Here is a 15585-nt window from a genome sequence, read left to right as displayed (position 1 = left end):
ATTCCATAAATTTTACAGCCAACGGATTCAAAATTGAATTTTGGGGTAAAGCTATAATAGGAAGTTACCGGAAGTTTACTAGAGGAGGAATCAGTTTTATGGAAAGAAGTACAGCAACCGAAAACATTTTACCGATGACATCTATTCGAAGCGGGTCTGGAACCGAGATGGCTCCTGACGTATATTGCCATACGGTGCAGGTGGCAAATGTTTTCTTCATCGGGAACCCTAATATCAGCAACGAATGGGTATTGGTCGATGCTGGCATGCCACATTCCGCATCAAAAATACTGAAGGCGGCTGAAAATCGTTTCGGGCCTGACCATCAACTCAAAGCGATCATTTTGACGCATGGCCATTTTGACCATGTCGGCGGATTGATTGATATTCTGGAGCAATACAAAGTTCCGGTGTATGCACATCCGCTGGAGTTCTCCTATTTGAAAGGCATAACCGATTATCCAGCGCCAGATACTTCCGTTGAAGGCGGGATGGTAGCGAAAATATCAAAAATTTTCCCTACCGAAGCAATCGATATCACCGCTCACATTCACGAGCTCCCGTCAGACGGCACTGTGCCAGCTATGCCCGGCTGGCAATGGGTTCACACCCCAGGCCACTCAGAAGGCCATGTTTCACTGTTCCGTGAGCAAGGACGTATACTGATTGCTGGAGATGCTTTTGTAACGGTAAAACAGGATTCACTATACAAAGTGCTGCGCCAGAAAAAAGAAATTCACGGCCCCCCTGTCTATTTAACAACCAATTGGCGTGCTGCCTGGGAATCTGTCTGCAAATTGGCCGATTTGCAGCCTTCTATCGCCGCGACCGGACATGGCAAACCAATGACGGGTGCCGTTCTTGCTAAAGGCCTGGTCGATCTCGCCAAGAACTTTCAAAAAACTGCTGTACCCGCTTACGGAAAATACGTCCATACAAAATAGACGAATCAAGCGGCAAGAACAGCGGGGACCAAACCGCTGTTTTTTGCTGACTTTAAATAATTCAAAAAAATTTCACAATTAAATGTTTAGCCTTTTGGATATACGGGTAAACAAATAAAGCAGTCTCTGCTATAACAGAAACGCAAGTAAGTCAAATAAGGAGTTGAGCTTTGATGAGTAAGAAAGCATTATTTATTTCGGATCATGGAGATCCTTTAGCTAAACTCGGTGGCAAACAGGCGGGTGGCCAAAATAACTACGTTAAACAACTAGCACTTGCATTAGAAGATAAAGGATGGCAAGTTGATGTCGCTACACATTGGTGCGATTCTTCTGCCCCTCAAATAGAAACCTTCGGAACTGCATGCCGCGTCATCCGACTCGAAGCAGGACATAGAGGATTTGTCTCAAAAGATGAAATGTACTCAATGCTTCCAGCTTTCTACGAGGAAATGAAAAGTACAATGAATCTTGAATCTTATGATATTGTCCATACACATTATTGGCTTTCGGGCTTGATCGGCAAGAAACTGAAAAAAGACTTTGGTCTCCCATATGTACACACTGCACATTCACTTGGATGGGCAAAAGAAAAAGCAACCGGCGTTCATGACCAACGCAGAATAAACGCAGAAAAAGCAATTTTAAAAGACGCAGACCAGGTATTGGCTACCACCAATAATGAAAAACAATTGATTAAAACTTTTGTTGATTCTCCTTCTCCCATCAAAGTTATCCCCATCGGAGTAGACCAGGCATTCAAAGTGCGTGGCAACCGAACGCATTTACGGAAAAAATTCGGCTACAGCAATCCTCTCTTTGTTTTTGCTGGAAGATTAGAAGTAACTAAAGGTATTTTCACCTTACTAAAAGCTTTTCAGTTACTGGCAGAAAAAACAGGTCCTTCCAACACTCCACACCTAGTAATAGCAGGCGGAGATGCGGATTCCATCGATTTGGAAACCAAACTGCCAAGAGATGAAAAGCTGCGTGAAGCAGTCAGAGGCATCGAGGACCGCATTGAGTTTCTTGGGCCCCAGTCTCAAGCCGAACTTGCTCTCTTATTCAATTCAGCTACAGCAACAATTGTGCCCAGTTTCTACGAGTCTTTTGGAATGGTGGCTGCAGAAGCTCAAGCTTGCGGCAGTCCAATCATTGCATCGGATGTCGGCGGATTGAAAAACGTTGTTCAAGACGGCATCACAGGCTTGCTCGTTGAAACGAAAAACGAAATCGACTTAGCAATCGCGATGGAAGTTTTATCAGCAAATACGCTGTTAACAGAACGGTTGAGCCGTCAAGCGGTGCAAATCGCCCGCAAAGACTTTGATTGGGATTCCATTTCCACTCGCATAAATTCATTGTATGAGGTGATCATCGGTGCACGGAGCAACGCATTTGTTAGCAACAGACTTGGACGGAACACTGGTCGGTAATGCCAACAGTTTAAAAGAGCTATTGGCGTTTTACGACAGCCAACCTTATCAAGTTTCCCTAATTTACATTACGGGCCGCCACTATGAGTCCGCCTTATCCCTCATTAATGAAGAAAATTTGCCGGTTCCCCAAGTCCTTATTACGGATGTAGGAACCAGGATATATACAGGTAAGCAGCTGCATCAGGATTTGGAATGGACCAGACGCCTCGAACAGTGCTGGAACCCCCAACAAATAAATTCAGTTGCCAGCCGAGTTTCAGGGCTCTCGTCTCAGAATCTCCCTATTACCAATCGCTGTTCCTATTTCGCTTCCGATACTGCTGTTGTGGAAGAATTCGCTGTGGAGTTGAGTAAAAGTAATATTCCACATAAATTAATTTACAGCGGCGGCCGGGATGTTGATATTTTGCCACCAGCCAGCGGCAAAGGACAAGCTTTGCGGTACATTCTCGATAAATACAATCTGGCTGAAGCAAAGTTGCTGGTAGCTGGTGATTCCGGCAACGATATAGAGATGCTCACCATGGGCTTTCCTTCAGTCATCGTTGGAAATGCACAGCCTGAACTGCTTGAACAAGCAGAACATCCATCTATTTACCGAGCCAAGCAAAAATATGCTGGCGGCATCCATGAGGCATGGAAATATTTTTATACGGACTAACCACTCTCCCCTTTGAGCATACCAATTTGTTCAAGGGGGTTATTTTATTCGCCATTGGAGAAGCCTGCAGGTAATCGTTTGTTTTTTTGCCTATATGGTTTATATTTAGTAAGAAGCCATTTTATAATCAGAAGATTTGTATACATAAAGTTAGTTAACGTCAATCCACAACAGGAGGAAATTGAGATGAGCAAAGTTTCGAATTTACAAAAAGAGTCCTTGGTTATGCTAAAAGAAACAAGCCGGACCTTTTTCATCCCAATCAGCTTTTTGGAACCCACTTTAAAGAAAACTGTCGGCTCTGCCTACCTTTGTATGCGAGCAATTGATGAAATTGAAGATCATCCAGAGCTGGATGACCAAGTGAAAATCAACTTGCTGAGCAGCATTCAGCAGATGTTGGCTACTGACTTTGATGAGGCGCGCTATTTAGAACTTGTCACTCCTTATGAACAATTTCTGCCTCCTGTCACCATGCGCCTGGCTGACTGGATCAGCGTATGCCCTGAAGACATTAAAGGAAAAGTCATGGAGTCCACTGCCATTATGGCCGGCGGCATGTCCAAATGGGTAGAAAAAGATTGGGTCATTAAAACAAAAGAAGACTTGGATGAATATACTTATTACGTGGCGGGCCTTGTTGGCACTATGCTGTCAGACATTTGGTACTGGTATGATGGTACTGAGACAGATCCCGATCACGCCATTGCTTTTGGCCGCGGACTGCAAGCAGTCAATATGCTGCGGAATTATGACGAAGATTTTGAGCGCGGAGTTACATTCGTCCCAGAAGGATGGACACGTGAAGATATGTTCAATTACGCGAAAAATAATTTGGCGAAAGCTGATTTGTATGTGAAGCCAATCAAAAACAAACGAATTTTGATGTTCTGTAAAGTTCCATTAGCTTTGGCGCACAGCACTTTAAAAGCATTAAAGTCAGGAAAAGAAAAAATGAGCCGCCAGGAAGTCGAAGGCATCGTTGAGCAACTAAAACAAGAAGAGCATTTAAGTTGATACATTCCGGCCTTAGCTTTCTGAAGAGGCCGGATTTTTTTGAATTCCTCCGCATTATTTGTATAATATAGGAAGTTTTTTTATAATGAGATAAAAGTTGAACTAGTAATGCCATCTCTTGAGATTCCGCAGCCTGCTATATAAAAATCCGATGCGAAAGTTTAAATGGTGGAGGTTGGCCCTGAGCAATTGCAGTGATGAAGAAAAGTAGATTTCTTTAGCTCAGCTTATACAACAACTATCAGTTAGGAGAATTCCCATGACCGTGACCCTTATCAGTATTTTCACTGCGGCTATTTTTATTTTCAATATTATTCTGGCAGCAGCGCTCGTCTTTCTCGAAAGACGGGATGCATCTTCAACGTGGGCTTGGCTGCTGGTTCTATTTTTTGTTCCCATATTAGGATTCTTTATTTACCTGTTTTTAGGCAGAAAGCTGCGCCAAAAAACGCTTTTCAAATGGGAAGGCAGCGGGAAACGGATTGGCATCGAAAGCCTTATTGCTCACCAAATGAATGAACTGCACGATAACAGTTTTCATTTTAAAAATGCCAATACGAAAAATTACAAAGATTTGATTTATCTGCATCTGCGAAATAATGGTGCTTTGCTGACACAGGATAACAGCATCCAAATTTTTAATGATGGACGTGTTAAATTCGATTCGCTGCTGCGCGATATCGCAAAGGCTACAAACCACATCCATATCCAGTACTATATTTTCCGATTGGATGAACTGGGCACTCGTATTGTGGATGCTTTAACTGAAAAAGCAAGAGAGGGCGTGAAAGTGCGCTTGCTGTACGATGATATGGGTTCGCGCAGCTTGAGCAAACGACATTTCAAGAAACTGACGGCAGCGGGAGGCGAAGTGGAAACTTTCTTTCCTTCCATTTTGCCAATCATCAACCCCCGTCTAAACTACCGAAATCACCGGAAGATTGTTGTAATTGACGGTCAAGTCGGCTATATCGGCGGATTTAACGTGGGGGACGAGTACATTGGTTTAAGCCGAAAGTTTGGTTATTGGCGAGATACTCACCTACGTCTTGAAGGCAGTGCCTTGCATCCACTGCAGACACGCTTTATTCGAGATTGGAACCAGGCTTCTGCACATCACGATATTGAGTATGATGAATTTTTCTTTCCGGTCAAGCCAGCAAGAGGAAACACTTCCATGCAAATCGTTTCCAGTGGCCCTGATGAGGAATGGGAACAGATTAAAGATGGCTACCTAAAGCTAATCAATCTGGCTAGGGAGTATATTTATATTCAAACTCCTTATTTTATTCCAGATGCTAGTTTTTACGATGCGATCCGCATCGCTGCTTTATCAGGAATCGATGTACGCATCATGATTCCAAATAAACCCGATCATCCTTTCGTCTATTGGGCTACTTATTCATACGCTGGACAAATGTTAAGAGCCGGAGCCAGGGTATTTATTTACGACAATGGCTTTCTTCATACGAAAATGATTGTGACAGACAATAAAGCCTCTACTGTCGGAACTGCCAACATCGATGTCAGAAGCTTTAAACTGAATTTTGAAGTCAATGCCTTCATTTATGACGAAAAAGTATCCAGTGACCTGGCAGAACTGTTTCATCGAGACATGAAGCTGTCGACCGAATTAACGTACGAGATGTATTTGCACCGTACCCGAATGATCAAAACCAAAGAATCGATTGCGCGTCTTTTAGCGCCGATCTTATGAAAAACATCGCTTGTCTTTAGCTACCAGCAGCATTTTTCCTCACAAAAAAACGTCTCCTTATTTCTCGGAGACGTTTTTGCTTGTTAAATCCCTAAATATTCTTCCAGTGTGATGCCTTTTTGATAAATTTCCGCAGCCACATCTGTCCCAACATATCGGAAATGCCAGGATTCGTGCATATACCCTGTGATCTGCTCGCTGCCTTCTGGGTAGCGCAGTATAAAGCCGTACTCATGGGCATTGGCTGCCAGCCATTTGCCACCATCCGTGTCCCCAAAAGATGCGGATGCCCAATGTTGTTCCTGCCCAGCTTCTCCAATATCAAATGCCAGACCTGTTTGGTGTTCTGAATAACCAGGACGTGCGCTGTACCGGTCTGCAGCTTGTTGGCCATCCTTTGCTACATAGCCTTCATACAACTGTTTTTGCCGCGCAAAGTCACGGTAGGTACTAAATGCCGAAAGATTTAAGCCATCTTCGGCCGCTGCAGCTTTCATCGCTTCAAAAGCTGTCCGTGCTTCCAGCACTTCCCCAGGCGCATAAGTTTCGGGCAGCGGATGCTGCTTGTTCGCAAGCAGGACGCCATCAATCAAGGTTGGTTCTGTGGGCAATGCACTGTCTTCCGGATAAACAGTGGCATCAGGCGCCGCTTCTGCTGCAGGTTCTTCCTCCGATGTTGCCGGCTCTTCAGGTTCAGTTGGCACTGCGACTTCCTCTGTTGGCGCTTCTGTTGCCTTCTCTTCAATTGCCGCAGTCTCTGTCAATGCTCTCATGCTCTGCTCAACGTCCCAGTCATGTATGTAAAGCCACACTGCTGCTAATGCAGCCATAATTGCTGACACACTAATCACCGCCCATTTTATATAAAACTTTTTTTCTTTTTGTTTTGCCTTTTCCATAAACTTCATGTTAAGCCTTCCTTCTGTCAACTTGTTATTATTCTACCATTTTTATTACTGAATTTCTTCTTCGACGGGTGGTATTCCCTCGGTTTTTAATCTGCAACTTTACTAAATGCCACACCGGTTTTCCTACTTCCAAATTCGATCATCCAAGTAAAAAACGACCCCCATAAGACTTATGGTTTTTTCGAATAAATGAGTAGAAACACACAAGGAGTGGGAACAGTGGATCGCATAACTAAACGTGATATCCAGACACTGATGAACCAGTTGGATACACTACTCGAAGAACGAATGAAACAAAAGCACGAATATACAGAGACAGCGCAAGCTCAATAATTGAGTTTGCGCTGTTTTTCAATTTTATACTAAAATAGTTCCTAACACGACAAAGAACAAGATACCGAAAATAGCGCTCATGCCAAGCATCCACTTGGCTTCCCGGTGCATGCCTTGGGCTTTCATATGACGATACCGGAAGCTGTTTGTCAGAACAAATAACAAGGTCATGAACAAGACAGCCACTTCCAGATAGCCGAATATCAGAAAAGTTAATGCGGTGACACTCAAAAGAGCAATGCCGATTCCTTGCAAAATTTTCATATTCACGTAAGTATCCCCCAAAAAAGAAAGCCGGCAATATTTGCCGGCTTTTCAATTATTATTTTTTATCTTCTACTGCTTCAAGCGCTATTTCCGGATGATTCGAATAGAATTTACGGCCAATGAAGGTCTGGATGATCAACAAGATCCCTCCGACTGCCCAGTAAACTGGTAAAGCCGCCATCGATGTAAACGAAATGAACATAATCATAATTGGTGAAATGTATACAAACAATTTCATCTGCTTTTGCTGCTGTTCAGGCATAGTCCACAACGAGACTTTCGCTTGGAAGAAATACACAGCTCCAGCAATCAACGTCATGATGACATCGGGTGATCCAAGATTAAACCATAGGAACTCGTGAGAACGAACATCTGGCGAGTACAAAATTGCGAAATAAAGACCCATGATGATTGGCATTTGGATAATGACTGGTAAACATCCCATATTAAGCGGATTTACTTCGTGTTTCTTATAAAGACCCATCATTTCCTGTTGCAGTTTCATCTGCTCTTCTTTGTCCTTTGTTTCTTTCAAGCGCTTTTGGATATCTTCCATTTCGGGACGCATTTTATCCATCTTGACTTTCATTCCTTGCTGACGCTTATATGTGCGCAGCATGAAAGGCATTAAGACCAAACGGATAATGATTGTAATGACAACAATAGCCATACCGTAACTACCGCCAAACAATCCACCTAAATAATCCAAAGAGATATCAAACGGTTTTACAAAAATCGTGTAAAAGATTCCTTCTTTGTTTTCAACAGCCGAACACCCACTCAAAATAACAGCAGCAGCAGCCATCATCATTAATAATGTAATTTTCTTTTTCAATTTAGTCACCTTCACCTTTTTCAACTACTAAGAAGTATAACGATAAGCGCGACAAAATTCAATCCATGGATAGAACACTCTTGGTTTTTTTAATTTTTGTGACAACATTACGGCTTTCCATACCGCAAGATGGATCGCTGATTTACTGCTCAACTATGCATTCGCAGCGCTTGCAGACAGCAATTCCAACAGTTGAAAGACTACTTATTGAATCAGACAAACCCAACTTGACTTAAATGAAAAATGAGCAAGAAAAAAAGGAGAATTTCTTCTCCTTACTTGGCATTAGGCAATGTGTAGCGGAAATATGGAATGTGTTGGCTGTCACGGAATTGCTTTGGTGTGACGGCAGTATATTTTTTGAAAATCCGCGTAAAGTAGCTTTGGTTACAGAAATGAAATTGCTTGGAAATATCGGAAATGCCTTTATCCGAGTGGCGAAGGTAGTATTGAGATTCTTCAACACGGCGAACGTTTAAATATTCAACAAGCGTAATGCCAGCATGTTCTCTAAAAATACGGGACAAATGGCTTGTCGAAATACTGAAGTGCTTGGCGATTTCTTCAACTGATAAATCACGCTCTACTTCATCGTTGATGTAGATCACGACTTTATTTACTGTCTGATGACCAAAAGAAGGCTGTTTGCGTTCAGAGATAATCGATACAAAGAACTCAATCAGTTCATCAGCTACAAACATAAATTCTGAATCATTCATGTGCTTATCTACTAATTCCACACAAGCCGAGTTGAAAGCGAATGCTTTTTTAGGAGGTACACGCATTTCATAAAGTTTGCGTGCCATGACAGAAGATAAAATGATGTAATAGTTGCGGATAGAGCGGATAATGTCTTTTTCCGAACGAAGCGAAAGCATGTCGATTAATTCTCGCAATGTTTCTTTAGCCCGTTCTTTTTCCAAATGATGAATCTCGTACATTAACTGTGTTTCGATTTCAAAAAATTTATCCAACCCTTCAATTTGGTTTAAATTTTCTGTTTCAGTCATAAAAATTTTCGAAACCGTTTCTTGAATAGATGGTGCTGTGATAATATTCATCGTTTCCCCGTCTTTCTTTTTACAAGTTTTTGCAGCAATACCTCAACTATATACTGAAATAGCCAAAAAGAATAGAGTTATGCTGCTAATTTTGTAATTTTTTTATGTAATTTGTTCTATTAATCAAAACCCCCTCTTATGCCATCAGTAATGTTTTAATACAAAATTTATACTATATATAACGTATTCTTTTTAAAAAGGTTTCATTTCACTTTATCTAAGCAAAAGTTTAACAGGAATATAAAGCAAACGTCAGAAAAAGACTGATTGCCCTAAATTCCTGTTTAGCGTCCATTGAATCATTAAGTTTATCCCCAGAAAACTATTCGGTAAAGCATTTTGCTTTCATTCGTCTTTATCAGGTGGGATAAGTGCCCGAATATGCCTCGGCAATACTTCGATGACAAATGGAGTGGTGGCGCCTTCGTCTCCATCTATATTACAAGACAAGGGTTCATTGGTTTTAATCGATACTTTTGTTGTATGGACGGCCTCTACAGAAGGATCTTCTTCCAGCTTCCCTCTTATAACGGAAGTGGCAATGCGGATAAATCCTGGCAAAGCTGCATTTTTTACAATATACAAATGCAAAAGACCATCATCAGTCAATGCTTCCGGTGCCAACTTCTCAAAACCGCCTACTGAGTTTGTCAACGCGACCAATACAAGCTTCGCTTCTCCTGACCATACACCATGGTCATGCTCGATTTCAAAGTAAGTTTCTGTATCTGCTGTAATGGCCTTTATCCCTTCAACAAAATAGGCTAAAGCACCCAATTTGGTTTTTAAGTCAGGATCAACGTCGTAAGTGGATTCTGCAATATCTCCAATTGCCAATATATTCATAAAGAAATGGTCTCCGACTTTGGCGATGTCCACCCGCTTTTCATAACCGGTTTTAAGGGCTTCGATAGCCTCTGGGGGATCCAGCGAGATCCCTAAAGCACGCGCAAAATCATTGACAGTGCCCAGTGGGATCAATGAAAACAAAGGTTGATGCGGCTGTTCCGCTAAACCGGATACTGCTTCGTTTATCGTCCCATCGCCACCCATAGCGACAACAAAATCATATTCTTTTTCGCAGGCTTCAGCTGCAAAATGGGTGGCATCCTTTGCCTTTTGCGTTTCTCTTGTATCTACTTCATACCCCATTGAGGCAAGCATTTCTTCTACGTCTTCACGGTATTCCGCAGCACGCTCTTTTCCAGAAGATGGGTTTAGTATAAACATTGCTTTTTTCATCATCAGACCTCCGATGGTATAATACAGCTATAATTATCTTTATCCCCTTATCAGGGTGAACAAAACGACTAACTGCGATTTGTCCAAGAAAGTAGGAGCTGTCTTGCGCCTTTTCATTTATGTTATTATCTTTTTTGCCTTTTTTGACCTATTTGCCCAACTTCCCATCATGAGCACTTATGCAATGTCTTTAGGGGCTGGTCCTTTTATTGCCGGATTAGCCGTTGGCATGTATTCTTTATCCAATACGTTTGGGAACGTTATCTCCGGTGTTTTTTCCGATCGAAAAGGGCCTTTTGCAGTTTTAGTTATTGGTTTGCTATCGACTAGCATAGCCTTGTTTACTTATTCAGCCATAGATGGTCCATACAGTTTGCTGGCTGTCAGATTTCTTCACGGCCTTGCTGCCGGCCTTACAGTGCCTGCAGCTTTTACGTACCTGGCCAATCGCACCGAGTCCGCGAAACGCGGAAAAGGTGCAGCTGTATCAGGGGCTTTTGTCGGTTTAGCAGCCATACTCGGCCCTGCTTATGGAGCCATTTATGCGAGCCGCAACGATGTTCCCCAAACCATGCTGCTGACAGGCACGCTAATCTTGTTACTGGGAGTTGCTGCATTTTTCACATTGCGGCAAACCACTATAAAGAAAGAGCCAGTTACTAAAAATCATGGTTCCTTTGCAGGCAGTGTAAGAAATATCGGATTGATTCGATCTTTTACTGGTGCTTTTTTTCTTATGTTTTCACAGGGCGTCCTTGCTTATATGTTGCCGCTTAAAGTCGAGTCGCTTGGGCTAAATTCGCAGCTCAGCGGATTGCTGCTGAGCACTTTCGGAATTTCAGCCATTCTGGTGTTTCTGCTTCCAGTCAATCGGATTTTCGATGCCGCCAAACCGATTTATACGTTAATTGCCGGGTTTGCAATAATGGGTGCTTCTCTATTTTTCCTGAGTGCTGCATCGGTTGAACCGTCGCTCTATGCCACCATGTGCACTTATGGACTTGGCTTTGCATTATTGTTCCCTTCAATCAATTCCATCTTGATCGATTCGACAAACACTGCATCCCGCGGCCGGGCATACGGTTATTTCTACGCTTTTTTTTCAATTGGTGTCGTGGCCGGCTCAAGCATTACAGGAGCCCTTGCATTAAACCCGAACCAAGGTTTTATCGCTAGTGGTTCGCTATTGCTTCTTATCGCTACGGCAAATGCGATAACCTCCAAAAGATAATAGTCAATAAAAAGGATGGTCCGGGACCATCCTTCTCTTATAAGTTATCTGTACCTATTTTGTTTTCTGAAGCGGCTGAAGTGGTGTTTTCAGTTTTTTCGCTGCTGTTATCGTTTGATGACAGCTTCACATCGCTTTTTTCTTTATCTTGCTTATGTTGCTGTTGCTCATTATAGTACTGAACACTTGCTGATGCTCCACCTTCTGCGACCATTTTGTTTTCACGTTTTTCAGTGGTGCTTGGCTCTTCAGCAGTTTTTGAAATTGGATTGCCATCTTTATCAAGGTTTTGCGATTCCATATAAGAATTCACCTTCACTTTCGTATCATTGAAAGCCTTTGTGGCTTTTTCACGGTTTTCAGGGTTCTTAAAATATGCATATGCTCCAGCAGCTAACCCAGCTAATAAAAGACCTCTTCCTCTTGCCATTTGCAGCACTCCTCTTTATAATTTTGTTTGATATTTAATATTTACCCTTATTCTCATGAAGTTAACCTTCTTTTACATGTCAAAAGTATTACATTTTGATGCATGTAAGTTTCATGTCAACGTGTGGAATTCCATCTTCATCGTAGCTATCTGACACAGGTTCAAACCCAAATGATTGATAAAACTCCTGGAGATAAACCTGCCCCTGTAATTGAATGGCAGGTGCTTTCCATTCTGTCAAAATGTAATCAACGCTTCTCTCAATCAGTTCTTTCGCCAGTCCACGCCCTCGGGCATCTTTACGGACGATGACTCTTCCAATAGATGGCAGGTCATATTTGACGTCTGCCGGCACCAATCGTGCGTAGGCCAAAACTTCATTATTTTCACTGTAAAGCAAATGAATAGACTGCTGATCTAAATCATCAAGTTCCGGGTAAGGACAATTTTGTTCCACCACAAACACATCCACACGCAACTTTAATACCTCATATAGCTTTCTCGCTGTTAGTTCGTCAAATTGATAGGTCTTCCAGTTCATATCATCCATCCTCCTTTTGCTTCTATTATTCCACATTGGTGGCTATTGGGCTCTTTTTTTGATATGATTGCAGAAAGAATTTCAGAGGTGATTGCATGATTCGAACCGGTACATCCGCAGATATCACATCTGTTCAGGAAATTGCCAAAATTAGCTGGAATGATACATATGCTGGCATCATTCCCTCTACCGTCCAACAAAGTTTTCTGGATAAGTCTTATTCTACTCCAATGATGGAGATGCGTTTAAAAAGAACCATTATCTTGTTAGCAGAACACGAAGGCCAGCCCGTCGGCTTTGCTAATTTCACGAAAGTGGATGAAGATGGCGATGCAGAGTTAATTGCCATTTACATGAAGCCGGAATTTCAGCGCTCGGGTTACGGCAAACAATTGCTTAACAGCGGCTTGAGTTATTTGCTTAACGGCAACCAGCTATTCGTTTATGTGGAAAGCGAAAATACAAAAGGCCGAAACTTTTATGAAGCAAACGGCTTTAAATTTTTAGAGGAGTTCGAAGAGTTATTCGAAGGGCATCCTTTGCAAACGGCTAAATATGTTTATCATTTGAAAGAAGCTGCCTTATAGGTGGTTTTTTTTTGCAGAAACAGTAAAAGAGACGGTTAGGCACGCATGCCTAACCGTCTCTTTCTATTTTCACCTTGTTGCCTGTCTTACAGTGGGCGGTAAGGTGTATCGTCATCATTGCGGGTTGGTGTATCATCTCGGCGTACCGACTCTTCTTTTCGGCGAAGCTGATCTTCCTGGTATTTGAAATCATCATCGCGCGAATTTTGATTGGTTTGTACACGTGGTTTGCGAACGAAACACATAATTGCAGCAATGTAGAAAATAATAGATGTTAACGACAACAATCCATCAAAAACCCCAGCAAGAATAAAGAATATACCTGCAGTAGACGCTTTTCCATTTTTCCGAAGATTGACCAAAGCAAGAATTGCAAAGATTGTACTCAATACTAACAGTGCAATTAACGTCCATCCCACTACACCAAAGCTTGAGGAGATCATATCAACAACCATTTGGGCTTCTTCCGGATTTGAGAACGCCGGATCCGACATGATCTCGTCTTCTATAAACTGTTGAAATTCGGGTGTTCCCTCGACACTGGCATAACTCGCCATTGCAAAGCCAATCAATGCAATAACTAAAATGTTTAAAATAATTCCGATAATACCGAGCACTTTCTCTCCCGCTCTGTTGACTGTGTTTTGCTCCATTTAATCCACCTCTTCTTTTTTTACTTTGAATCCCTGCATTAGTATACGTATCAATGGGGATTTGGTTTCTTATATTACAATGTTCCCGTAATAAAATTAATAAAACCTGTTTAAAAAATTGAGGTGCGGGTAGATTATTAATATCAAACATTTGAAAGGGGTTCTAAATAATGGAAAAAAACATCATTTTTAACCAAGCAGATTTCTTGTACGGCATCGGAGGAGCTTCAGTTTTAACGGCAATCGTTTTCTTTATCACTAGCATCTAAAGCGGAGGTACCGAATGAATAACTACATAATGTTTTTTAATTAGAAAAAGCAATCCACTCGACTGACAGCGGATTGCTTTTTGTGTGTTCTTTATTCCGTTCTCGCAAACAGCTGATGGCAGTTTTATGGCATCAGGATCTTTTTTATATTTTGACGTCATCGTATTCTTTGTAACGGTCAAAAGCCGTTACAGCGTACGAGCAAACGGGTTCCATTTTATAATCGTGTTCGCGTGCATAGTCTGCTGCCCGGTCTAACAGTTTTTTAGCCAATCCTTGGTTGCGCAGCGATTCGTCGACGAATGTGTGCTCGATGACCATCACGTTTGCCAATTCTGTCCATGTTATTTCCGCCTGTGTCTTTCCTTCTTCTTCTAAACGATAAGCAAACTCTTCGCTGCCCAATTCGATTAATTTAAAATCCATTTCCTCTTCTCCTCCTATTCACTGATTGATGCTTAATGGCCGAAGAGATGCTTCGATCTCTGCACGTTTCGGCTCTAAGAATGGTGGCAGTGCCAACTCTTCTCCTAAAGCATCCATTGACTCATCTGTCGCAAATCCCGGTTCATCTGTCGATAGTTCAAAAAGAATGCCATTGGGCTCACGGAAATAGATTGCCTTAAAGTAATAGCGGTCTACTTCACCTGAAGTTACAAAACCATTCGATCGCAAATAGTCATTCCACTTGCTGTAATCTTCGTACGTTTTTACTCGGAATGCAACGTGGTGGACACTCCCTCTTCCTGGACGCTCCGGCGGAAGGTCTGAACGTTCTTCTAAGTGTATTTCGCCAGCAGGCCCTCCTTTTCCTGTCGAAAAGACCAAAATATCTTTTTGTCCTTCTACAGTAGACGGGTAGTCCCCCACTAGTTCAAACCCCATAATGTCTGTCAACACGGATGCTGTTTTCTCACTTTTCCGGACCGTTAAACGAACATGCCCCAATCCGACAATCGCAAATTCTTCCGGAATTCCAGCTCTTTCCCAAGGTATTCCATATTCAATTCCGCTGCCATCGTCAACAACCAGCATTAATCTCGAACCTTCGAAATCCTGGAACGTTAAGGTTGAACGGTTAAAGCGCTTTTCAATATGGCCATGAGGAACCTGCAATTCGTCAAAGCGATTGATCCAGTAATCCAGTGCACTTTCACTCTTTACACGGAATGCTGTGTTGCTGATACTCGAAACCCCTGGATGTGTACGTCCGGCCATCGGAATATCAAAATACGTCATATCAGTGCCTGGAGTTCCCACAGCATCAGCATAAAATAAGTGGTATGAAGATGGATTGTCCTGATTGACACTTTTCTTCACTAAGCGCATGCCCAATATGCGTGTAAAAAAATCATGATTGGCATCGGCATTGGCTGTTAAAGCAGAAACGTGATGAATTCCTTCTAATTTCATTTAAATTCCTCCCATTTATCTTGAATTCGAGATATTA

17 protein-coding genes are annotated in these 15585 nt (G+C 42.1%); 7 read left to right on the top strand and 10 right to left on the bottom strand.

The features are described 5' to 3' along the window. Positions 1-98 precede the first annotated feature (98 nt). The 5 genes from AC4EHK_RS15710 to cls all read left to right on the top strand — a co-directional run bounded on the left by AC4EHK_RS15710 (position 99) and on the right by cls (position 5778). Positions 99-944 carry an MBL fold metallo-hydrolase gene (locus AC4EHK_RS15710; protein ID WP_490979731.1) on the top strand — a complete coding sequence of 282 codons (846 nt, stop codon included), beginning with the start codon at positions 99-101 and terminating at the stop codon, positions 942-944. Positions 945-1117: 173 nt separating this feature from the next. Next, complete coding sequence (locus tag AC4EHK_RS15705) at positions 1118-2380, top strand: glycosyltransferase (protein ID WP_490979730.1); 1263 nt, start codon at positions 1118-1120, stop codon at positions 2378-2380. Next, positions 2343-3044 (top strand): HAD-IIB family hydrolase, encoded by a 702-nt coding sequence (locus AC4EHK_RS15700; protein WP_490979729.1) that lies wholly within the window; start codon positions 2343-2345, stop codon positions 3042-3044. Before AC4EHK_RS15705 ends, AC4EHK_RS15700 begins: the two co-directional genes overlap by 38 nt. A 186-nt stretch (positions 3045-3230) precedes the next feature. After that, positions 3231-4061, top strand: coding sequence for a squalene/phytoene synthase family protein (locus tag AC4EHK_RS15695; RefSeq protein WP_490979728.1), 831 nt, complete (start codon positions 3231-3233; stop codon positions 4059-4061). Between the two features lie 259 nt (positions 4062-4320). Further along, positions 4321-5778, top strand: coding sequence for a cardiolipin synthase (gene cls, locus AC4EHK_RS15690; RefSeq protein ID WP_490979727.1), 1458 nt, complete (start codon positions 4321-4323; stop codon positions 5776-5778). A gap of 83 nt (positions 5779-5861) precedes the next feature. Here the strand turns inward: cls and AC4EHK_RS15685 are convergent, their stop codons facing one another. From AC4EHK_RS15685 to AC4EHK_RS15665, 5 genes are all read right to left on the bottom strand, one after another. Beyond that, positions 5862-6686, bottom strand: a complete 825-nt coding sequence (locus AC4EHK_RS15685; RefSeq protein WP_490979726.1) for a M15 family metallopeptidase — start codon at positions 6684-6686, stop codon at positions 5862-5864. Between the two features lie 357 nt (positions 6687-7043). Beyond that, on the bottom strand, positions 7044-7283 hold the full coding sequence (locus tag AC4EHK_RS15680) for a hypothetical protein (RefSeq protein WP_490979769.1): 240 nt from the start codon (positions 7281-7283) through the stop codon (positions 7044-7046). A gap of 58 nt (positions 7284-7341) precedes the next feature. Then, positions 7342-8121: a membrane protein insertase YidC gene (gene yidC, locus AC4EHK_RS15675; RefSeq protein ID WP_490979725.1), complete on the bottom strand. Its 780-nt coding sequence runs from the start codon at positions 8119-8121 to the stop codon at positions 7342-7344. Between the two features lie 275 nt (positions 8122-8396). Beyond that, entirely contained in the window at positions 8397-9182 is a 786-nt protein-coding gene (locus tag AC4EHK_RS15670; RefSeq protein WP_490979724.1) for a helix-turn-helix domain-containing protein, read from the bottom strand. Between the two features lie 345 nt (positions 9183-9527). Continuing rightward, positions 9528-10424: a diacylglycerol/lipid kinase family protein gene (locus AC4EHK_RS15665; protein WP_490979723.1), complete on the bottom strand. Its 897-nt coding sequence runs from the start codon at positions 10422-10424 to the stop codon at positions 9528-9530. A 103-nt stretch (positions 10425-10527) separates the two neighbouring features. Between AC4EHK_RS15665 and AC4EHK_RS15660 the strand changes: the two genes are divergently transcribed. Beyond that, positions 10528-11655, top strand: coding sequence for an MFS transporter (locus AC4EHK_RS15660; protein WP_490979722.1), 1128 nt, complete (start codon positions 10528-10530; stop codon positions 11653-11655). Positions 11656-11692: 37 nt separating this feature from the next. On the opposite strand, the gene AC4EHK_RS15655 is transcribed toward AC4EHK_RS15660, so the two are convergent. Then, the gene (locus AC4EHK_RS15655) at positions 11693-12085 is read right to left on the bottom strand and encodes a YbyB family protein (RefSeq protein WP_490979721.1); all 393 of its coding nucleotides are present in this window, start codon (positions 12083-12085) and stop codon (positions 11693-11695) included. 88 nt (positions 12086-12173) lie between these two features. Further along, positions 12174-12626, bottom strand: a complete 453-nt coding sequence (locus AC4EHK_RS15650; protein ID WP_490979720.1) for a GNAT family N-acetyltransferase — start codon at positions 12624-12626, stop codon at positions 12174-12176. Between the two features lie 95 nt (positions 12627-12721). Between AC4EHK_RS15650 and AC4EHK_RS15645 the strand changes: the two genes are divergently transcribed. Continuing rightward, a complete protein-coding gene (locus AC4EHK_RS15645) occupies positions 12722-13213 on the top strand; it encodes a GNAT family N-acetyltransferase (protein ID WP_490979719.1) in 492 nt (163 codons plus the stop codon). A gap of 86 nt (positions 13214-13299) precedes the next feature. Here the strand turns inward: AC4EHK_RS15645 and AC4EHK_RS15640 are convergent, their stop codons facing one another. From AC4EHK_RS15640 to AC4EHK_RS15630, 3 genes are all read right to left on the bottom strand, one after another. Further along, a complete protein-coding gene (locus AC4EHK_RS15640) occupies positions 13300-13866 on the bottom strand; it encodes a DUF4064 domain-containing protein (protein ID WP_490979718.1) in 567 nt (188 codons plus the stop codon). Between the two features lie 413 nt (positions 13867-14279). Beyond that, positions 14280-14561, bottom strand: a complete 282-nt coding sequence (locus tag AC4EHK_RS15635; RefSeq protein ID WP_490979717.1) for a GNAT family N-acetyltransferase — start codon at positions 14559-14561, stop codon at positions 14280-14282. A gap of 18 nt (positions 14562-14579) precedes the next feature. After that, positions 14580-15548 carry a ring-cleaving dioxygenase gene (locus tag AC4EHK_RS15630; RefSeq protein ID WP_490979716.1) on the bottom strand — a complete coding sequence of 323 codons (969 nt, stop codon included), beginning with the start codon at positions 15546-15548 and terminating at the stop codon, positions 14580-14582. Between the last annotated feature and the right edge of the window lie 37 nt (positions 15549-15585).

The sequence above is a fragment of the Planococcus sp. TJ-307 genome, from assembly GCF_058268435.1.
Note: the sequence above shows the minus strand (reverse complement) of the source record. Positions and strands in the feature narration are given on the sequence as shown.